We start from the raw sequence: 19892 nt of genomic DNA, 5'->3' as shown, positions 1-19892 counted from the left end.
TGGCCGGCTGGCGAGGCGTCGAACGGCGAAGGCGTATCGCAGCCATACGCCGAGCCGTTCGCAACGAAGCCAGACGGCCAAAGACGCCGCCCGAGGCAACGCCCACATGAAACGCCGGAGCCTCCGTGACCCAACCGAGACCGCCCCGAGACCTCAGTCGACCTCGGCACTCTCCGCCGCATCGCGCGACACGACGTAGCGCTTGCCCTCTTGGCCGAGCCACCCCGCCGCCTTTAGGTCCTTCACCACGCGCGTCACCGTCTCGCGCGACGTGCCGATCATGTCGGCGATCTGCTGGTGCGTGAGCACGGGAGTCATGACGTGGTTCTTGTCCGGCCCCTCGTCCTTCGCGAGCCGCACGAGCAGGCCCTTGGTGCGATCCTTCACGCGCTGGAACGAGAGCGCGCTGGCCTGGTCGTTCACGGCGCGCAGCCGCCATGACAGCTCGCGAATCACGGCGATCGCGAGGTCCGGGCTCTTGCGAATCAAGCCGGTGAAGTCGGCGCGCGAAAGCGCGAGCACGCGCACGGGCGTGAGCGCCTTCACCGAAGCCGAGCGCGGCGCGCGGTCGAGCAGCGCCATCTCACCGACGAAGTGACCGGGCTCGAAGAACGCGAGGATCTTCTCGCGCCCGTCTTCGCTGAGCTTGGTCACCTTCACGCGGCCTTCGCGGACGATGTACATGTAGTCGCCGGGCAGGCCCTCTTCGACGATCGTCGTGTTGCGCGGGTAGCGCCGCTCGATCAGGTGCGAAGCGATCTGGTCCAGATCCGAGTCGGCCACGTGCGAGAACAGCGGGATCGCGCGCAGGGCTTCGAGTGCGTCGGCTCCGGGCATGTTCCCTCCTCACCTCGTTACAGAAGATCGCGCCGCCCACGTTTGCGCAGGCTCGCGACGACGTTTCGGACGTCGCCGCTGCGCTCGAGATTCGCGATGAGCAGCGCATCGCCTGCGTCGATCACCGCGACTCCGCGAACACCGAGCAGCACAATCGGCCGATCGCCCGCCGCGATCAAGTTTCCCGGTGCATCGAAGGTGAAGGCTGTGCCCGCGATCACCGAACTCGCGGCACCGTTCACGCCGAGCTCCTGCGCGAGCGAGGCCCACGTGCCCACGTCGCTCCAGGGGAAGCTCACCGGCAGGCACCACACGTTCGCGCTGCGCTCGAGCACCGCGGTGTCGATGGGCGCCTTCGGCATGCGGCGGTAGGCGCGCGTGATCGCGTCGCCGACCGCACGCGACCCCGCTTTCGCGGGCAGCGCGGCGACGGGCGCGAGCGCGCGCGCGATCTCGGGCGCGTGCTGGGCAAGCTCCGCGAGCAGCGAACCCGCGCGCCACACGAACATCCCGCTGTTCCAGAGGTGATCGCCGCTCGCGAGAAAGCGCTCGGCCGTCGTTGCATCGGGCTTCTCGACGAAGCGCGCGACGCGGTGCAGACCAGGGTGCGATGCGCCCGCGGCGTCGCCGAGGCGGATGTAGCCGTAGCCGGTCTCGGCGCGCGTCGGGCGCACGCCGAGCGTGACGAGCGCACCCTCGCGCGATGCGGCGCGCGCTGCTTTGCGCACCGCCGCCGCAAACGCGCCCGCGCGCGGCACGCGGTGATCGGCGGGCAGCACGACCATCACCGCTTGCGGCGACTCCGCCGCGATGCGCGCCGCTGCGAGGCCGATCGCAGCCGCGGTGTTGCGCATCGCGGGCTCGACCAGCGTGCGCGACTTCGCGATGCCGGCTTCGCGCCGCACCACCTCCACGTGCTCGCGCCCGCACACGAGCCACACGCAGCCCGGGCTCGCGACGCGGCGCGCGCGCGCGACGGCGTCGGCGAGCAGGCTGCCCGCGCCCGCGACGCGCAGCAGCGGCTTCGGCCGCGCCTCGCGCGAGAGCGGCCAGAAGCGCGTGCCCGCTCCTCCCGCGAGCACGACGGCGTGGATCGGGATCGCCACGCGGCTAGCGCCCGACGCTGCTGTACTCGAAGCCGGCTTTGCGCATCTGCTCGGGCTCGTACACGTTGCGTAGGTCGATCAGCACGGGCCGCCGCAGCGAAGCGCGCACGCGCTCGAGGTCGAGCAGGCGGAACTGGTTCCACTCCGTGATCACGACGACCGCGTCGGCGCCCTCGCAGGCCTGATAAGCGTCCTTGCAGAGCGTGACGCCCGGCAGATGCGGCTCCGCGGCGCGCATCGCCACGGGATCGAACGCGCGCAGCGCGGCGCCGCGCGCGGCGAGCCCGCGCGCGATGTCGATCGAGGGCGCGTCGCGCATGTCGTCGGTCTCGGGTTTGAACGAGAGCCCCAACAACGCGACGGTCTTGCCCGCGAGCCCGCCCAGCGCGCTCTCGATCTTGTCCACCATGCGCGCGCGCTGCGCCTCGTTCACCTTCACGGTCGCCTCGACGATCTCGAGCGAGCTGCCGAGCGCGCGCGCGAAGTGCGCCGCCGCCTTCGTGTCCTTCGGGAAGCACGAGCCGCCGAAGCCGGGGCCCGCGTGCAGGAACTTCTTGCCGATGCGCCCGTCGAGGCCGATGCCGCGCGCGAGCGCCTGCACGTCGCCGCCGACGGCCTCGCACAGGTTCGCGAACTCGTTGATGAACGAGATCTTCGTCGCCAGGAACGCATTGGCCGCGTACTTGGTGAGCTCGCTCGTCGCCACGTTCGTGAACACGAAGGGCGTCTCGTTGAGGTAGAGCGGGCGATACAGGTCGCGCAGGATCGCGCGCGCCGCGTCGTCCTCGGCGCCGATCACGACGCGATCGGGGCGCATGAAGTCGCCGATCGCCGCGCCCTCGCGCAGGAACTCCGGGTTCGAGGCGACGCTGAAGCTCTCGTCGCGCCCGGCAGCCTCGAGCTCTTCCTTGATCAGCTCCTTCACGCGCTGCGTGGCGCCCACCGGCACCGTGCTCTTCGTGACCACGACCTTGTAGCCGTTCAGCGCGCGCCCGATCTCGCGCGCGACGCCTTCGACCGCGCGCAGGTCGGTGCCGCCGCCTTCGAGCGTCGGCGTCTGCACGGCGATGAACACGACCAGCGAGGCTTTGATCGCGTCGGCGGTCTCGGTGGTGAACGAGAGCCGGCCCTGCTCGACGTTGCGCGCGACGAGCGACTCGAGGCCCGGCTCGTAGATCGGGATCTTGCCCTGCTGCAGCGACTCGATCTTGCTCGCGTCCTTGTCGGCGCAGATCACGCTCACGCCGAACTCGGCGAAGCAGGCGCCCGTCACGAGGCCGACGTAGCCGGTTCCGATCACGCACACGTTCATGAGCGCGCTCCCTGATAACTCTCGACCGCGACCGCGAGCCCGTCGAGGAGCGTCGTCTGCGGGCGGAAGCCGAGCAGCGCCTCCGCGCGCGCCATGCTCGCGAGGCTGTGCTTCACGTCGCCCGCGCGCGCCGGCTCGTGTTTCGCGGTGAGGCGCGTGCCTGCGATGCTCTGAATCGCCCGTAGCAACTCGTTCAGGCTGATGCGCTTGCCTCCGGCCACGTTCATCACGCTGCCCACGGCCTTCGCGCTGTGCGCCGCGAGCCAGTTCGCCTCGACCACGTCGCCGACGAAGGTGAAGTCGCGCGTCTGCTCGCCGTCGCCGTAGATCGTTGGCGCGCGGCCCGCGAGACACGCCGTGATGAAGCGCGGCACCACGGCCGCGTACTCGCTCTCGGGGTTCTGGCGCGGCCCGAAGACGTTGAAGTAGCGAAGCGACACCGTCTCGAAGCCGTACAGCTTCGTGTAGAGCCGGCAGTACTCCTCGCCCGCGAGCTTCTGCAGCGCGTACGGAGACTCCGGCGTCGGCGGCATCTCCTCGGCCTTCGGGAGCTTCTCGGTGTTGCCGTACGCCGAAGACGAGGCGGCGAACACGAAGCGGCGCACGCCCGCTTGGCGCGCGGCTTCGAGTAGGCCGAGCGTGCCCGCGACGTTCACGCGATTGGTGCGCACCGGCTCGGCCACGCTGCGCGGCACCGACGGCACCGCGGCTTCGTGGAACACGACGTCGACGCCGGCGACCGCGCGCGCGGCGAGCGCGTCGTCGCACAGGTCGCCCTTCAGCAGCTCGATGTGCGCGCGTGAGGCGGCGAGATTCTGCTCGCGTCCGCTCGAGAAGTCGTCGAGCACGCGCACGCGCCAGCCCTCGCGCACGAGGCGGTCGACGAGGTGGCTCCCGATGAAGCCTGCGCCGCCCGTAACGAGTGCGCTCTGCGTCATCGCGTTCCGGCCCCCCCGCGGCGCCGGCCGCTGGCTCGTTCCTGCGCCTCCATATCGGCGTCCAGCATGATCTTCACGAGATCCGCGAACGGCGTCTGCGCCTTCCATCCCAGCTTGTGGTGCGCTTTGCGCGGATCGGCGAGCAGCAAGTCCACTTCGGCGGGGCGCATGAACTGCGCATCCACGCGCACGAAGTCCGCGGGGTCGAGGCCCACGTGCGCGAACGCGATCTCCACGAACTCGCGCGGCGAGTGCGTCTCGCCCGTGCCGATCACGAAATCCTCCGGCTCCTCCTGCTGGAGCATTCGCCACATCGCGTCCACGTACTCCGGCGCGAAGCCCCAGTCGCGGCGCGCGTCGAGGTTGCCGAGCGCGAGCTCGTCTTGAAGGCCGAGCTTGATGCGCGCCACCGCCTCGCTGATTTTGCGCGTCACGAACTCGCGTCCGCGCCTCGGCGACTCGTGGTTGAAGAGAATCCCCGACACGGCGTAGAGGCCGAAGCTCTCGCGGTAGTTCACCGTGATGTGGTGGCCGAACACTTTCGCGACGCCGTAGGGGCTGCGCGGGTAGAACGGGGTGAGCTCGTTCTGCGGCGTCTCGCGCACCTTGCCGAACATCTCGCTGCTCGATGCTTGGTAGAAGCGCATGTTCGCGTCGACGAGCTTCAGCGCCTCCAGCATGCGCGTCACGCCGAGCGCGGTGAACTCGCCGGTGAGCGTCGGCTGCGACCACGACGTCGGCACGAACGACTGCGCCGCGAGGTTGTAGACCTCGCGCGGGCGGACGCTGGACATCACCGCGAGCAGCGAGCTCTGATCGAGCAGGTCCGCTTGATGCAGCTGCACGCGGCCGGCGAGGTGCGCGATGCGCTCGAAGTTCTCGGTGCTGGAGCGGCGCACGACGCCGTGCACGGCGTAGCCCTTCGCCAACAACGACTCGGCGAGGTACGAACCGTCCTGCCCAGTGATGCCCGTGATCAGCGCGACGCCTGCGCTCATCGCTCGCTCCTCTCCTCCGCGGCGTCCGGGGGCTGCTCCTCCGGCGCGGCGAATCCCAAGTTTCGCAGGATTCGCAGCGTGAGCAGCACGACGACGAGCAGGGACAGCAGGCTCGTGATGCCCCTATTGTTCGGCGGATCGCCCTCCGTGTGTACATGTTTTCCACTCGCCCGAAAGGCGGTGGGCCACTTCACCGCTCGTGGCGACTCGCCGATCCTTAAGGCGTCGCCAGATTCCCCACGGGGCCACGGAAAAATGCCCCGCCCCATTCGAGATGACGCGGGTGACTCACTCCCTCGAGGTGAACGCGAGCTCCATGCAGGCCAGGAAGTTCCGAGTGGTCGCCGTGGCCGGCGCGCGCCCCAATTTCATGAAGGTGGCGCCGCTGCTGCGCGCGCTGGGCGGCTCCGGACGCTTCGCGAGCTTCCTCGTCCACACGGGCCAGCACTACGACGAGGCGATGTCCGAGAGCTTCTTCCGCGAGCTCGGCATCGCCCGGCCCGACGTGAACCTCGGCGTCGGTTCGGGCTCCCATGCGGCGATGACCGCCGAGGTGCTGCGCCAGATCGAGCCGATCCTGGTCGAGCAGGAGCCCGACGCACTGCTCGTCGTCGGGGACGTGAACTCGACGCTCGCCGCCGCGCTCGCCGCCTCGAAGCTGGGGGTGCGCATCGCGCACGTCGAAGCTGGGCTGCGCTCGGGCGACCGCGCGATGCCGGAAGAGATCAACCGCGTGCTCACCGACGCGATCAGCGACTGGCTGTTCGTGACCGAGCCCGCCGGGCGCGAGAACTTGCTGCGCGAAGGCGTCGCCCCGGAGCGCATCCATCTCGTCGGCAACGTCATGATCGACACGCTGGTCGCGAACCTCGCGCGCGCGCGCGAGCAGGGCACGCTGGCACGCCTCGGGCTGCGCGCGAACGAGTACGTCGCGCTCACGCTGCACCGGCCGAGCAACGTCGACGATCCCGCGCAGCTGAGCGCCCTGTTCGCGGTGTTCGAGGAACTGCAGCGCGAGCTCCCCGTCGTGTTCCCGGTGCACCCGCGCACGCGCGCCGTGATCGAGCGGCAGCTCGGCGGCAGAGCGCCGGCACTGCGCCTCACCGAGCCGCTCGGCTACCTCGACTTTCTTGCGCTGATGGCCGACGCGCGCTTCGTGCTCACGGACTCGGGCGGTGTGCAGGAAGAGACCACGGCGCTCGGCGTGCCGTGCCTCACGATGCGCGCCAACACGGAGCGACCCATCACGGTCGCCGAGGGCACCAACGTTCTGGCGGGAACGGATCCCGCGGTGATTCGCACCGAGATTCACAAGCTGCAGGCGGGTGAGACCAAACGCGGGCGCGTTCCCGCGCTGTGGGACGGACACGCGGCGGAGCGCATCGCGGGCATTCTCGCGCGCGAGCTGGAGCGAACGGCATGAGCGAAGCGACACCCGGATTCGGAGCGCGATTGCGTGCGGGCTGGCTGGAGATCGCCGGCGCGTTCGGCGAAGTACAGACGCTGATCCTGCTGTTCCTCAGCTACGCGATCGCGATCGGCCCCGTCGCGATCTTCATGAGCGCGACGCGCCAGGATCTGCTGCACAAGAAGTTGTTACGGGTCGCCGGCAGCGCGTGGAACCCGGCCGACAGCGTCGCAAGCCCGGACCTCGAGCGCGCCAAGCGCCTGTTTTGAGAGGAACCTCGTGAAAATCCTCGGCCTCTCCTGCTTCTACCACGATGCCGCCGCGGCGTTGCTCGTCGACGGCCGGCTCGCCGCCGCGGCGCACGAAGAGCGCTTCACGCGCAAGCGCCACGACGAGTCGGTGCCCAAGCGCGCAGTCGACTACTGCCTCCAAGAGACCGGGCTGCGCCTCGGCGATCTCGACTACGTCGTCTTCTATGACAAGCCGCTGCTCAAGTTCGAGCGCATTCTCACGACGTACCTCGCGACGTTCCCGCGCTCGCTGCCGTCGTTCACGAAAGCGATCCCGATCTGGCTGAAGGAGAAGCTGCTCGTGCCGAAGGCGCTGAAGAGCGCGCTCGGCTACGAGGGCGAGATCCTGTTCGCCGAGCATCACCAGAGCCACGCGGCGTCCGCGTTCTATCCCTCGCCGTACGAAGAGGCGGCGATCCTCACGCTCGACGGCGTGGGCGAGTGGGCGACGACCACCGCGGGCGTCGGGCGCGGCACCTCGATCGAGCTGATCAACGAGATCCGCTTCCCGCACTCGATCGGCTTGCTCTACAGCGCGTTCACTTATTACTTGGGCTTCAAGGTCAACAGCGCCGAGTACAAGGTGATGGGTGCTGCGCCGTACGGGCAGCCGAAGTACGCGGACCTGATCAAGCGCCACTTCGTCGACATCCGCGAGGACGGCTCGTTCAAGCTCGACATGAAGTACTTCGCGTTCGACTACGGCCTCACCATGACCAACAAGCGCTTCGAAGAAGCGATGGGCCAGCCGCGGCGCTTGCCCGAGTCGAAGATGGAAGACTTCCACTGGGACGTGGCGGCGAGCATCCAGAAGGTCACGGAAGAGATCGTGCTCTCGATGGCGCGCGATCTGCGCAAGAAGACCGGGATGAAGAACGTCGTGCTCGCGGGCGGCGTGGCGCTCAACTGCGTCGCGAACGGGCACCTGATGCGCGCGGGCATCTTCGACGACGTGTGGATCCAGCCCGCCGCGGGCGACGCCGGCGGCGCGCTCGGCGCGGCGCTCTTCGCGGAGCACGCGGTGCTGAAGCGCCCGCGCAAGTTCAAGATGGAGCACGCGTTCTGGGGCCCGAGCTTCACGGACGAGGAGATCCGCAAGTTCCTCGAGAAGCGCGGCGCGCCGTATCAGGTCTACTCGCGCGAGGAGATGCTGAAGGAGACCGCGCGCGTGCTCGACGAGGAGCAGGCCGTGATCGGCTGGTTCCAGGGCCGCATGGAGTGGGGCCCGCGCTCACTCGGCGCGCGCTCGATCCTCGCCGACTCGCGCAACCGTGATAACTGGAAGCGCGTGAACCTCGCGATCAAGTTCCGCGAGAGCTTCCGGCCCTTCGCGCCTGCGTGCCTCGCCGAGAAGGCGGGCGAGTGGTTCGACATCGACCGCGAGAGCCCGTACATGCTGCTCGTGTGTCAGGTGAAGCAGCTCGAGAGGCTCGAGGTGCAGCGCAGCGACGGCCCCGTCACGCGCTACACGAGCGCGCTCGCGGGCATCACGCACGTCGACGGCTCCGCGCGGCTGCAGACCGTGCGGGAGGACCAGCACGCCGAGTTCTACGGCTTGCTCAAGGAGTTCGACCGCCGCACGGGCTGCCCCGTGCTGATCAACACGAGCTTCAACGTGCGCGGCGAGCCGATCGTGTGCACGCCCGAGGACGCCTACCTGTGCTTCATGCGCACGAACATGGACGTGCTCGTGCTCGGCAATCAGATCCTGCGCAAGGCGGATCAGCCCGAGCTCGTCGAAGACTTCGATTGGCGCGATCGCTTCGCACTCGACTAGGGCGAGCGAAGCAGCGATCTCCCTAACAGACTTCTTGGAGACGAAACGATGGGTTCCTTGCTCTCAGAGCTCTGGCAGTTCATGCGCGTGCGCAAGAAGTGGTGGCTCGGGCCGATCATCGTGACGCTCGTGCTGCTCTCCGCCTTGATCGTCTTCACACAGGTCTCCGCCGTCGCGCCTTTCATCTACACGCTCTTCTAGAGCGCCTGCGCTCCGCGCGCGTGGAGGGGGTCCACGCGCGCGCGCGCCGACAACGCTGCGGGTCGCCGTGCCGTGAGGGTCCTCTTCATCACGCACTACTACCCGCCCGAGGTGAACGCGCCGGCGAACCGCGTGCACGAGCACGCGCGCGTGTGGGCGCGCGACGGGCACGACGTGACGGTGATTACGGGCGTGCCCAATCACCCGCGCGGGGAGCTCTTCGCGGGCTACGCGAACCGGTGGCTCCAGGAGGAGCGCATCGAAGGCGTGCGCGTGATCCGTACGTGGATGTACGTCACGGCGAACGAAGGCTTCGTGAAGCGCACCGCGAACTACGTGCTTTTCATGCTCACCGCGGTGCTCGCTTCGTTCCGCGCCGAACGGCCCGACGTGGTGGTCGCCACCAGCCAGCAGTTCTTCTTTTTCATCGCGGGCGCCGTAGTTGCCGCGCTGAAGCGGCGACCCTTCGTGCTCGAGGTACGCGACCTCTGGCCCGAGTCGATCGTGGCGCTCGGGCAGCTCGAGCGCGGCTCGCTCGCCGTGCGGATGCTCGAGGCGGTCGAGCGCTGGCTGTATCGCCGCGCGCGCGGCGTCGTGGTGGTGACGCGCGCGTTCGCGCAGCACATCGCCGCGCGCGGCGTGCCCGAGCAGCGCATCGCGCTCGTCTACAACGGCATCGACGAGAGCTGGACGCCGCGCGCAGCGACCCCCGCGCTGCTCGCACGCCACGGCATCGGCGGCACGTTCCGCGTCGGCTACGTCGGCACGCTCGGGCTCGCGCACGGCCTCGTCACCGTGCTCGACGCGGCCGAGCTCCGGCGGGCCTGCAGGTTCACATCAGCACGAACTACTCCTTCAAGCTCTCGGATGCGCGCGTGCGCGAGTTGGTGGACAGCGGGCTTTCGCACCTGACAGTTTGCGTCGACGGGCTCTCACAGGAGAAGTACGAGAAGACGCGCGTCGGCGGCCGCATCGCGTGGGTGCTCGACAACCTCGAGAGCACGCTGAAGTTCCGCAGCGCGAAGAGCCCGCTCGTCGAGGTGCAGTTCATCCAGTACCAGCACAACCTCGACGAGGTCGAGCCCGCGAAGGCGCTGTGCGAAAAGCTCGGCGTCGACCGCTTCTCGAGCTTCTGGGGCGCGCTCCACAACTACGCGGACCGCGAGCCCGATCAGTACGCGGTGCACGGGCCGAAGAAGAACCGCGCCCTACCCGGCTGCTTCTGGCCGCACTTCTCGGTCGTGGTGAAATGGAACGGCGACGTGATCCCGTGCTGCGAGCACCGCATGGCCGCTCAGCACGCGCCGGGCGCCGACGCGCGCGTGTTCGGCAACGTGTTCGAGACGCCGCTCGCCGAGATCTGGAACGGCGCGAGTTATCAGGCTTCGCGGCGGCTCGTCTCGAATCCGGAGCGCGCGAACACGGAGCCCGCGCTGAAGAAGAACTTCTGCGACGGCTGCTTCGTGATCTTTGAGACCGGCATCGATGCCACGAGCGGCAAGTGGGCGAACCGCGTGAAGTGGGAAGACGTGTACGACCCCGCGCTGAGCCGGCCGGGCCATCCCGTGCGCCGGCCGCGCTCGCAGACGGGTCTGCCCTACGGCCCGCCCGAAGCGCCGAAGCGCTGACGCGCGCGTGAGGCTCTCCCGGCGCGGACTGTTCGGCGTCGCGCTCGCCGCGCTGCTCGCGCTCGGCGCGCTCTACGAGCTGTGGATCCCGGGCGAGATCGCGTGGGAACCGGCGCAGCTCGGCGCGCTGACGGCGGAGCGCGCAGACGGCCTCGTGCTGCAGGACGCGCGCGGCGGTGAGGTGTGGGCGAGCCGCGGCTACGGCCTCTACCGCAGCCGCGCGGGCGGCGCGTTCGAGCGCGTTGCTGCGATCAAGCCGCGCCTCGGCCCCGCGTGGGCCGGCTACTCGCGCACGTTCCGAGACTCGCAGCGATATCAGGAGCTGGTGGAGGCGATGGCACTCGACGAGCGCACGCTGCTCGTCTTCGCGGGCGGCGACGCCTATCGCGTCGACACGGCGAGCGGCGGCACCGAGCGGGTGCACACGCTGCGCTACTTCGGCCCCGGCAGGGGGCGCGGGCTCATGCCACACGGGCTCACGCGCGACGCGAGCGGCGCGATCTATTACGGCGAGTACGCGACCGGCGCGGTCGGGCCGGACGAGACGATCCGCGTGTGGCGCAGCCGCGACGCCGCGCGCACGTGGGAAATGGCGCACGAGTTCGCGCCGGGCGCCGTGCGCCACGTGCACGCGGTGCAGTGGGACCCGCACGGCGCCGCGCTCTGGGTCGCGACGGGCGACCGCGACGCCGAGTGCCGCATCGGCTACTCGCGCGACGGCGGCGCGAGCTTCACCTGGGTCGGCGCGGGCTCGCAGACGTTCCGCGCGGTGAGCTTCTTGTTCACGCACGAAGCCGTGACGTGGGCGATGGATTCGCCACGCGCGGTGAAGCGCGTCGTGCGCTGGGAGCGTGCGAGTGGTGCGCTGCGCGAGTCGCGCGCCGAGCTGCCGCACCCGGGTTATTACGCCGCCGCGCGCGGCGGCGAGCGCGGCGTGATCACGCTCGCGGAGACGAGCGCCTCCTTGTGGCTCGTCGAGCGCGGCGAGCCGCGGCTCGTGCACGAGTGGGCGGTGACGCCTGATGCGAGCCGCCCGCATCCTGCCGTGCGGCTACTTCGGCCGGATGCGCAAACCACGGAGGCGCTGCTCGTGAATCCACTCAGGACGCGCGAGCGCGAAGCGGCCATCCTTCGGCTCTCGCTCGAGTCGCTCGCTCAAGAGGGGGTGAAGCCTTCGCATGCACAAGCTGCTGTTCGCGCTCACGACGCTGCTCGCTAGCGCCACCCTCGCGCGCGAGGACGGCTGGGACGCGGTGGTCGATCTCGACCGCGAGACATCGTGCCGCCCGATCGTCGCGGCACTCCAGCCGCTGCTCGAAGGATCCGCGTCGTCGCGCTTCGTGAAGGTGACCGGCTCGCTGACGGGCAGCGCGGATGCGCTCGGCGTGCCGGTGCTTTACCGCACCGGCGGCGCGAGGCCGGGGCCTCCGCTCGAATCGAAGATTCGCGCCTGTGTGCCGCTGATCCCCACGACGCGAGCGAAGTTCTTTCGCGGCGCTCCCGTAGCCGACGGCTCCTCGCTGAGCGGTGCGTTCGCGCGCATTCACTTCGAGAACGTCGAGCTGCGCGTGCGCTGCGAGGGCGGGCAGTCGCGCGACTTCGTGGCGCTGTTCCTCGGCGCGGGCTGGCTTGCGGGCTACGAGGCCGGCTCGCACGAGTACGCGGGCGGCACGATCAGCGGCGGCGTCCAGTTATCAGGCTTCCTGCGCGTGCACTTCGAGGGCGACTGCGATGGCGGCCAGCGCGCGGGCGTGGCGCCCGAGCTGCGTCCCGAGACGCTGCTCAGCCAGCGGGGCACCGGCCGCACCGTGATGTTCGTGAACGGCCTGATGCGCTCCGATCTCACGAAGCTCACGCTCGACGCCACGGGCTGGCCCGCGCGCGATCACGACGACACGTGCGTGATCCATCACCACAGCTGGGGCGTGCGCGTGCAGGGACTGCGCTGCGGCGAGTTCGGCGGCGGGGGCGTCCTCGCGCTCGGCTCCGCAGATTCGTCGTATCGAGACGTGTACGTCACGGCGAACGCGGGGCCTGGCATCGCGTTCGGCACGCCCGCACGCGGCGGCGCAATCAGCAGCTTCGCGGCGGGCGGCGCCTGCGTGGGCGACGACGGCGATGCGCGCGACGGCGTCGAGACCTGCGGCACGTTCGTCGACTCCGGACTGAGCTCGCTGCAGTTATCAGGGGTCGTCGAAGGAAACGCGGGCGGAAACCTGCTCGTGTTCGGCACCGTTGACCGCGTGCGCGTCGACTTCAGGGGCGAAGGCGGCGCGCACTGCTCCACCCCACGCTGCGACGCGCGCGGCGATCGCCCGATGCGCGCGCCGAATCTCGGGCTGTTCGGCGGCGTGTGCGTCGGCGGCGCGCGCGATGGCCTGCCCGGCTTCGTCGACTCGGTGTTCGCCGGACCGCCGCGGAACGATTGTCCGGGCGGCCGACTCGCGATCCCGGAGACGAAGTTCCCGATCGGCACGCTTCGCGTCACGGGCGAAGTCGGCGGCGACCGCGGCTTCGATGGCGCGCACGAAGCGGAGCCCGATTGGAACGGCATCGACCTCGGCGCCGGCTTTCGCTCCGGCAGCGTGCGGCTCGCCGCGAGCGTGAGCGCGAGCGATGTCGGCTGCAGCGAGGGCTGCGACGACAGTCGCCACGATCCGCGCTGGCTCGCGCTGCTCGGCGCCGACTCGGACGCGACCGGCACGCTCGACCTCACCGGCTACGCGCGCACGCATCCGCGCACCGTCATCGGCCCGTACCCGTTCGTGCGGCACGACGCAGAGCGCTGGACGCTTTGGCGCGCCGGTGCGTCGCTGCTGGCGCCTACGGCAGCGGGCGACTTCATCGCGCACTCCGCGCGCCTGCCCGACCCCAGCTGCGAGCTCGAGTGGAGAGCGGACCCGGCGGTCGCGGCAGTTTCGCTGCCCAAGCTCGCGACGCGCGGCGGCACAACTCGCTACGTCGGAAGACCCGTCACGAACGCCACGGTCTTGTCGGGCCGCGGGTGTCAGAGCGGGCAGGTGCTGCTGATCCCCGCCGGCAACTAGGCGCGGGCCACCTCGCGGCACACGGCGACGAAGCGCTCCGCCCAAACCGCGGCGTCGTAGGCGCGCGCGGTTTCGTGCGCCGCCGCGCCGAGGCGAGCAGCGAGCGCGTCGTCGCTCGCGAGCGTGCGCATCGCAGCGGCGAGCGCGCGCGCATCGCCTGGCGGCACGAGGAGCCCGTTCTCGCCGTGCGCGACGAGCTCCGGGATCGCGCGGAAGCGCGTCGCGATCGCGGGCCGCCCCGCCGCGAATGCTTCGAGGATCGCGCCGGGGTGGCCTTCTGCGGCGTGGCGCGTGGGCAACACGAGCGCTCGGGCGTTCGCGAGCGCTTCCACGACGCGCGCGTTCGGCTGCTCGCCCGAGTACCGCACTCCCGCTGTGCGCGCGAGGCGCTCTCGCAGGCGCGCGTCCTCGCATGCGCCGATCACGTCGAGCGTGACGCCCTCGCGCGCGAGCTCCTGCATCGCGGTGAGCAGCTCTCCTACGCCCTTCACCTCGCTCACGCTGCCGGCGAAGACGAAGTGCTTGGCCGTGATGGGCGGCGCAGGCGCTCCCGAAGCGAGCTCGCGGCTGTTGCGCTGGATCGCGACGCGCACGCGCGGGCGACTCGTCGCGAGCCACTGCGCAACGAGGTCGGTCTCCACCAAGACGCGCGCGGCGCCGGCGAGTACGCATTCGAGTCGCTCGCGCTGCGGCCCGCCGCCACTCGTGAGGTCCGCGTCGAGGCTGCCGCCGAACACGCGCACGACGAGCGGCTTACCGCAGCGCAGCAGCCACGGGCCTGCACGCGCGATGCCGGGCGGCGACGCGTGCAGCGCGATTACGTCGCAGCGCGGCAATGCGGCCGCGAAGCGCGCGAGTACCGCGGCGCGAGCGAACAGCCCGCGCGCGCCCGTGTCGACGACGTGCGCGCGCACCGCGGGATCGGCAGCGAGCTTTCGCACGAGCTGCTCGAACAAGAGCGTCGTCCCGCCCGGCGGAGGCGGGAGCGTCCCTAACAGCAGCAGGCGAAGCGGCTTCACGCGCGGCTATGAGTCGGCGGCAGGTCGCGCCAGATCCCGAACGCGCGTTTGCTCGAGGGCGCCGATTTCATCCGCGATCAACCTCGCGACTCGCGCCGCGCCAGCCCGGTTCATGTGACAGCTGTCGGTGAAGGTCTCGCGCGCTTCGCGGCTGTCGAACGCCGCGTGCAAGTCGATCAACGAGACGCCTTGCTCGCGCGCAACCACCGCCACGCTGTCGTTGTAGTGCCTGACCAGAAGGTCGAGCTTGCGCATGTTCTTCCCCATTCCGCGTGGGAAGTGAGCCCGTTGCAACTCGGACGGGGTCGGGTCGGCGTTGGTGATCGTCGCGAGGTTCATCACGAACACGTGCGGATAGCGCCGCTTCGCCAGCGAGAGGATCTGCCGCAGGTTGCGCTCGAAGTGTGTGGGACGGTAGTCGCCGTAGATCTTCTGCTCTCGCGCGTCGAGCGGACGATCGAAGGTCTCGCGCTCCCGATCGAGCATGCTCGGCATGAGGAATGCGTAACGAAGCAGATAGATGCTCGACAGCACGCGCTGGACGGGCGTCACCTGGTAGCCCGTCGCCTGCCGCTTGTACGGGAGCCCCTCGGGCCCGAACTGTCCGAGATCGTTCCAGCCCAGATACACGAAGAAGTAGTCGCCCTCGAATCGGGACAACTCGTGCTCGAAGAGATTCCTCGCGTTGTCGCTCGAGTAGCCCGGGACCGCCGCGTTCACGACTTCGATCTCGCCGGGGAGCTCCGCGTCGAGCAACGCTTCGACCTGTTGGGGATACGCGCCGATCGTCGGCATGACCGAGTTCGAGTCGCCGAGAAAAATCGCTCGCCGCACACCGCTTGGGGGCGCGACCCTCAGGGGCTGAGGCGCTTGGTAGCCGAGGGCGTTCGTGCGAATCCCCGGCGCCAGCTCGTAGCCCGGCTTGTTGCGGAACCCCGCAATGGGATCGAACTCCCGCGCTGCGCCGAGCCGCACGTTCCAGCGGCTGTCCGCACTGGTCAGAACGCGGAGGCCGATCTCTGCCGCAACGATTGCGAGAAGTCCCGCGAGCAGAATCGCTCGACTCGGCTTCACAACTCTCCCACTGCCCCTCACTCCGGGCTCAGCTCGCACTCCCGAATCTTCGCGAGCAGCGTCTTGTAGCTCACGCCCAAGAGGCGCGCGGCGCGGCGGCGGTTCCAGTGCGTGCCGTCGAGTACGCGCGCGATCGTGTCGGCCTCAGCGAGCACGGCGGCGCGGCGGCCGACTTCTTTCAGCGGCAGCTGGCCTGCCGTCTCGTCGAACTCGGCGAGCAAATCCTCGAAGCGGCGGCGACCTCGGCCGCGCGCGCGCGCGCCGAGATCGCGCAGGATGTGCGACTCGCCGCCGAGCACCACCATGCGCTTCATCAGATTCTCGAGCTCGCGCACGTTGCCCGGAAACGCGTGCGCATCGAGTGCATTGATCAACCGCGCGCTCGGCCTAGGCGCGGCGCGCCCGTAGCGCTCGGCGGCGCGCGCGAGGAAGTGCTTCGCGAGCACGGGGATCTCGTCGCGGCGCTCGCGCAGCGGCGGCACGTGCACGTTCACCACGTTGATGCGGAAGAACAGGTCCTCGCGGAAGCGGCGCTGCTCGACCAGCTCCGCGAGCGGGCGATGCGTGGCCGAGAGGATGCGCACGTCCACCTGAATTTCTCGGTTCCCGCCGACCCGCGCGAACGCGCGGTCCTGCAGCACGTGCAGCACCTTCGCCTGCGCAGAGGCGCTCATCTCGCCGATCTCGTCGAGGAAGATCGTGCCGCCGTGGGCGAGCTCGAACTTGCCGATCTTGCGCGCCGCGGCTCCGGTGAAGGCGCCCTTCTCGAAGCCGAACAGCTCGCTCTCGAGCAGCTCGCCTGGCAACGCGGCGCAGTTCACCTTGATGAACGCGCGCTCCCGGCGGCCGGAGCTGCGGTGGATCTCGCGTGCGACGACTTCTTTGCCCGTGCCGCTCTCGCCCGAGATCAGCACCGCGACGTCCGTGTCCGCGATCTGCTCGATCGTCTCGCGCACGCGCGCGAGGCTCGGCGAGTCCCAGAGCGCGCTCGCGTTCTCGGCGCGCGGGCGCGGCGGCTTCGTGCGCGTCTCGGCGGCGCGCGCGAGGCCGCGGTCGATCGCGGCCGCGAGCTCCGCATCGTCGATCGGCTTCGCGACGAGATCGTTCGCGCCCGCCTGCATCGCCTGCACGATCGCGCGTGCGCTGCCGCCGCCCGCGAGCATCACCACGGGCGTGGCCGGATCGAGCGCGCGCACGCGCCGCAACAAGTCGCCCGCCTCCTCGCCCGCGAGCCCGAGGTCGAGCAGCAGCAGCTCGAAGGGACCGCCCGAGCGCACGAGGCCGAGCGCGCGCTCCGCGCTCTCCGCGAGCTCGGCCGCGAGCCCGTGCGCCGCGAGCACGTCCGCAATGCGCGCGCGCGTGGCCGCCGAGTCGTCCGCGACGAGCGCGCGCCGCAGCGCCTTCCCGCTCACGCGCACACCCCTGCACCCGCGCCGCCCATGGCATCCTCCACGATTCGCGACGTATCGGCGCAGCGCGGGGGGCGGCTTGACCGGGGAACCGAGGCGCGACTCGACTTGTTCGAATATCAGATCGGACATATGTTCAACCAATGCCGGGGCGTGACAAGCCGGTCGTTTGGCTGAAGGGCGAGGTCAAGACACCGCCGTTCTCATCCGAGGCACGCATCGAAGCGGGCTGCCGACGGCGGTTGCGTGAGTACGACGCTTTGGACGAAGGAGACAAGGGATGAAGGCAGCGAAGCGAAGGCGTCTCGTCGCCAGTGGCTGGGCCGTCGGAACGGCGCGCGAGTTCCTCGGGCTCGGCGACGAAGAGGCGGCCTTCGTCGAGTTGAAGCTCGCGCTCGCGGAAGGCTTGAAGGAGCGCCGCCTCAAGGAGGGCCTCACTCAGACGCAACTCGCGCTGAAGATCGAGTCGAGTCAATCGCGCGTCGCAAAGATGGAGGCGGGGGATCGCTCGGTGAGCCTCGATCTCCTGGTTCGCTCGCTACTCGCCGTCGGGACTACGCCGCGCGACCTCGCGCGCCTAATCACGCGAACGCGCGCGGCGTAGGCGCCTCACGTGCCCCAGGCTGAAGCCCGCCTACGCTCCCTCGTCGACGATCTGAACCGGCACCTGCGCCTCTATCACCAGCTCGATGCGCCGGAGATCAGCGACGCCGAGTACGACCGGCGCTTCCGCGAGCTGGAGGCGCTGGAGAAAGAGACCGGCGTCGTACTGCCGGACTCGCCGACGCGACGCGTCGGGGCGCCTGCGGCAGAGGGGTTCGGCGCACCCCATCGCCAGGACGAACTTGAGCTCCCGTACGCGCAGTCCAGCCTCGCACCAGTCGAGCACCGAGGCCCGATGCTCTCGCTGAACAACGCGATGAACGAAATCGAGATGCAAGCGTTCGTCGATCGCGTCCAACGATCATTGGATCGCGAAGGCCAGGTTTCGCTCCTCGCTGAACCCAAGCTCGACGGGCTGGGCGTTGAGCTTGTCTTCGTCGATGGCGAGCTTCGCGTCGGCTCCACGCGAGGCGACGGAAGAGTCGGCGAAGATGTCACGGCGAACCTAAAGCAGGTCGTGAACGTCCCCCGCGCGCTGAGAGGCGACATCCGCGCGTTTCAGCAACGTGTCTCAGTTCGTGGCGAGATAGTGATGACGATCGCGGGGTTCCGACGACTAAACCGCGCGCGCGAGTCGCTGGGCCTCGATCCGTTCGTGAACCCACGGAACGCGGCGGCTGGTTCCTTGCGCCAGATCAATGAGCTCGACGTTCCGCGGCTTCGGGCACTCCAATTCATTGCTTACGCGATCGCCGAGGGACTCCCCGCGAGCACGCGCACACAAGAGGATCTCGTTGCGACCCTTGATGCCTGGGGTTTCACGACGCCGACACGCACGCTCTGTTCAGGCGCCGAAGAAGCGGTCGCAGTCCACCGCAAGTACTTGGCTCGTCGCGAGAGCTTCCCCTTTGAGATCGATGGGGTCGTCTTCATCGTTAACGATCTTGCCTTGCAGAGGGATCTCGGCGAGCTGGCCGATAGACCCCGATGGGCGATTGCGTTCAAGTTCCCGGCTCATCAGGAAAACACCGTTGTCGAGGCGATCTTCCCCAGCGTGGGCCGAACAGGCGCAGTCACGCCGGTAGCGAAGTTGCGCCCGGTGTTCGTCGGCGGTGTGACTGTGTCGAATGCGTCATTGCACAACCAAGACGAGGTCGACCGTAAGGACGTGCGGGTTGGAGACACGGTCGTCGTCCAGCGCGCAGGCGACGTGATTCCACAGATCGTGTCCGTCGTGAAGTCACTTCGCCCCGCGGACGCGCAGCCCTACAAGCTCCCGCGCGAGTGCCCGGTGTGTGCGAGCGAGCTCGTGCGCGCCGAGGGCGACGCGGTGACGCGCTGCCCGAACCGCGCGTGTCCGGCGAAGCTGAAGAATCGCCTCCTACACATGGCCGGCCGCGGCGCGCTCGACATCGACGGACTCGGCGAGAAGATCGTGACGCAGCTGCTCGACAGCGGACTCGTCACGGCCGCGCCCGACGTGTTCGCGCTGAGCGCCGAGACGCTGGGCGCGCTCGAGCGCATGGGCGAGAAGAGCGCGGCGAACCTCGTCGCCGCGATCGAGCGCGCGAAGGAGACGACGCTGCCGCGCTTTCTCGTGGCGCTCGGGATTCCCGAAGTGGGCGCGACGGTCGCCGAGCTGCTCGCCGCGCACTTCGGCGATCTCGATGCGCTGATGAGTGCGAGCGCAGAGCAGCTCACCGCGATCGACGGCGTGGGCCCCGTGATCGCCGAGCGCGTCGCGCACTACTTCGCCGACGACGCGCACCGAGCCGAGATCACGCGCTTCCGCGAGCTGGGCGTGCGCTGGCCCGCGCTGGAGGTGCGCGCGTCCGGCGCCGTGGCGGGGGGCCCGCTCGCGGGCAAGACGTTCGTCCTGACGGGCACGCTGCCGACGCTCTCGCGCGCCGACGCCGAGGCGCGCATCAAGGCGAGCGGCGGCAGCGTCGTAGGCAGCGTGTCGAAGAAGACGAGCTACGTCGTCGCGGGCGAAGCGGCCGGCTCGAAGCTGCGCAAAGCCGCGGAGCTCGGCGTCACGGTGATCGATGAGGCCACGCTGCTCGCCGCACTCGCCGGAGGCGCGCTGCCCGCTGACGCGAGCGCGAAAGCCGATGCCGCGAGCGACGGCGAGGGCAAGCCGAAGCGAAGGCGGAAGGCGAAGAAGGGCGCGGAGCCGGAGCCGGGCGAGACGGGGGATCTGTTCGAGCCGTGAGCCCCGCGGGAGGTCAACTGGGGTTTGGCACGG

The 19892-nt window shown here is 69.7% G+C and carries 18 protein-coding genes; 10 read left to right on the top strand and 8 right to left on the bottom strand.

The window, feature by feature from the left end:
- Positions 1 to 153 precede the first annotated feature (153 nt).
- Genes FJ091_15975 through gmd form a run of 5 tightly spaced genes read right to left on the bottom strand, consistent with a single transcriptional unit; the run spans position 154 to position 5191 of the window.
- Positions 154 to 837: a Crp/Fnr family transcriptional regulator gene (locus FJ091_15975; protein ID MBM4384851.1), complete on the bottom strand. Its 684-nt coding sequence runs from the start codon at positions 835 to 837 to the stop codon at positions 154 to 156.
- A gap of 17 nt (positions 838 to 854) precedes the next feature.
- Positions 855 to 1943, bottom strand: a complete 1089-nt coding sequence (locus FJ091_15970) for a mannose-1-phosphate guanylyltransferase (GenBank protein MBM4384850.1) — start codon at positions 1941 to 1943, stop codon at positions 855 to 857.
- Positions 1944 to 1947: 4 nt separating this feature from the next.
- Complete coding sequence (locus FJ091_15965) at positions 1948 to 3255, bottom strand: UDP-glucose/GDP-mannose dehydrogenase family protein (protein ID MBM4384849.1); 1308 nt, start codon at positions 3253 to 3255, stop codon at positions 1948 to 1950.
- Positions 3252 to 4193: an SDR family oxidoreductase gene (locus FJ091_15960; GenBank protein MBM4384848.1), complete on the bottom strand. Its 942-nt coding sequence runs from the start codon at positions 4191 to 4193 to the stop codon at positions 3252 to 3254. The genes FJ091_15965 and FJ091_15960 overlap by 4 nt, the downstream gene beginning before the upstream one ends.
- Positions 4190 to 5191, bottom strand: a complete 1002-nt coding sequence (gmd, locus tag FJ091_15955; protein MBM4384847.1) for a GDP-mannose 4,6-dehydratase — start codon at positions 5189 to 5191, stop codon at positions 4190 to 4192. The genes FJ091_15960 and gmd overlap by 4 nt, the downstream gene beginning before the upstream one ends.
- 316 nt (positions 5192 to 5507) lie before the next feature.
- Between gmd and wecB the strand changes: the two genes are divergently transcribed.
- The 8 genes from wecB (at position 5508) to FJ091_15915 (ending at position 13542) form a co-directional block, all read left to right on the top strand.
- Positions 5508 to 6614 carry a UDP-N-acetylglucosamine 2-epimerase (non-hydrolyzing) gene (gene wecB, locus FJ091_15950; GenBank protein ID MBM4384846.1) on the top strand — a complete coding sequence of 369 codons (1107 nt, stop codon included), beginning with the start codon at positions 5508 to 5510 and terminating at the stop codon, positions 6612 to 6614.
- Positions 6611 to 6868 carry a hypothetical protein gene (locus tag FJ091_15945; protein ID MBM4384845.1) on the top strand — a complete coding sequence of 86 codons (258 nt, stop codon included), beginning with the start codon at positions 6611 to 6613 and terminating at the stop codon, positions 6866 to 6868. The genes wecB and FJ091_15945 overlap by 4 nt, the downstream gene beginning before the upstream one ends.
- A 10-nt stretch (positions 6869 to 6878) precedes the next feature.
- A complete protein-coding gene (locus tag FJ091_15940) occupies positions 6879 to 8666 on the top strand; it encodes a carbamoyltransferase (protein ID MBM4384844.1) in 1788 nt (595 codons plus the stop codon).
- A gap of 48 nt (positions 8667 to 8714) precedes the next feature.
- Positions 8715 to 8867 carry a hypothetical protein gene (locus FJ091_15935; protein MBM4384843.1) on the top strand — a complete coding sequence of 51 codons (153 nt, stop codon included), beginning with the start codon at positions 8715 to 8717 and terminating at the stop codon, positions 8865 to 8867.
- A 72-nt stretch (positions 8868 to 8939) separates the two neighbouring features.
- Entirely contained in the window at positions 8940 to 9779 is an 840-nt protein-coding gene (locus tag FJ091_15930; protein MBM4384842.1) for a glycosyltransferase family 4 protein, read from the top strand.
- Complete coding sequence (locus tag FJ091_15925; protein MBM4384841.1) at positions 9743 to 10495, top strand: SPASM domain-containing protein; 753 nt, start codon at positions 9743 to 9745, stop codon at positions 10493 to 10495. The genes FJ091_15930 and FJ091_15925 overlap by 37 nt, the downstream gene beginning before the upstream one ends.
- 7 nt (positions 10496 to 10502) lie before the next feature.
- Positions 10503 to 11714 (top strand): hypothetical protein, encoded by a 1212-nt coding sequence (locus tag FJ091_15920; protein ID MBM4384840.1) that lies wholly within the window; start codon positions 10503 to 10505, stop codon positions 11712 to 11714.
- On the top strand, positions 11674 to 13542 hold the full coding sequence (locus FJ091_15915; protein MBM4384839.1) for a hypothetical protein: 1869 nt from the start codon (positions 11674 to 11676) through the stop codon (positions 13540 to 13542). Before FJ091_15920 ends, FJ091_15915 begins: the two co-directional genes overlap by 41 nt.
- Here FJ091_15915 and FJ091_15910 read toward each other — a convergent pair.
- The 3 genes from FJ091_15910 to FJ091_15900 form a co-directional block, all read right to left on the bottom strand.
- Positions 13539 to 14561 (bottom strand): glycosyltransferase family 4 protein, encoded by a 1023-nt coding sequence (locus FJ091_15910; protein ID MBM4384838.1) that lies wholly within the window; start codon positions 14559 to 14561, stop codon positions 13539 to 13541. The genes FJ091_15915 and FJ091_15910 overlap by 4 nt on opposite strands.
- Before the next feature lie 6 nt (positions 14562 to 14567).
- Positions 14568 to 15356 (bottom strand): SGNH/GDSL hydrolase family protein, encoded by a 789-nt coding sequence (locus FJ091_15905; GenBank protein MBM4384837.1) that lies wholly within the window; start codon positions 15354 to 15356, stop codon positions 14568 to 14570.
- 296 nt (positions 15357 to 15652) lie between these two features.
- Positions 15653 to 17047, bottom strand: a complete 1395-nt coding sequence (locus FJ091_15900; protein MBM4384836.1) for a sigma-54-dependent Fis family transcriptional regulator — start codon at positions 17045 to 17047, stop codon at positions 15653 to 15655.
- A gap of 277 nt (positions 17048 to 17324) precedes the next feature.
- On the opposite strand from FJ091_15900, the gene FJ091_15895 reads away from it, so the two are divergent.
- Together FJ091_15895 and ligA are read left to right on the top strand one after the other, a co-directional pair.
- Entirely contained in the window at positions 17325 to 17648 is a 324-nt protein-coding gene (locus FJ091_15895; protein MBM4384835.1) for a helix-turn-helix transcriptional regulator, read from the top strand.
- A 9-nt stretch (positions 17649 to 17657) separates the two neighbouring features.
- Positions 17658 to 19859, top strand: coding sequence for an NAD-dependent DNA ligase LigA (gene ligA, locus FJ091_15890; GenBank protein MBM4384834.1), 2202 nt, complete (start codon positions 17658 to 17660; stop codon positions 19857 to 19859).
- Positions 19860 to 19892: the final 33 nt, after the last annotated feature.

This window comes from Deltaproteobacteria bacterium (assembly GCA_016875395.1).
Taxonomy (GTDB): Bacteria; Myxococcota_A; UBA9160; order UBA9160; family UBA6930; genus VGRF01.
This window is presented reverse-complemented; position numbering and strand designations above follow the sequence as displayed.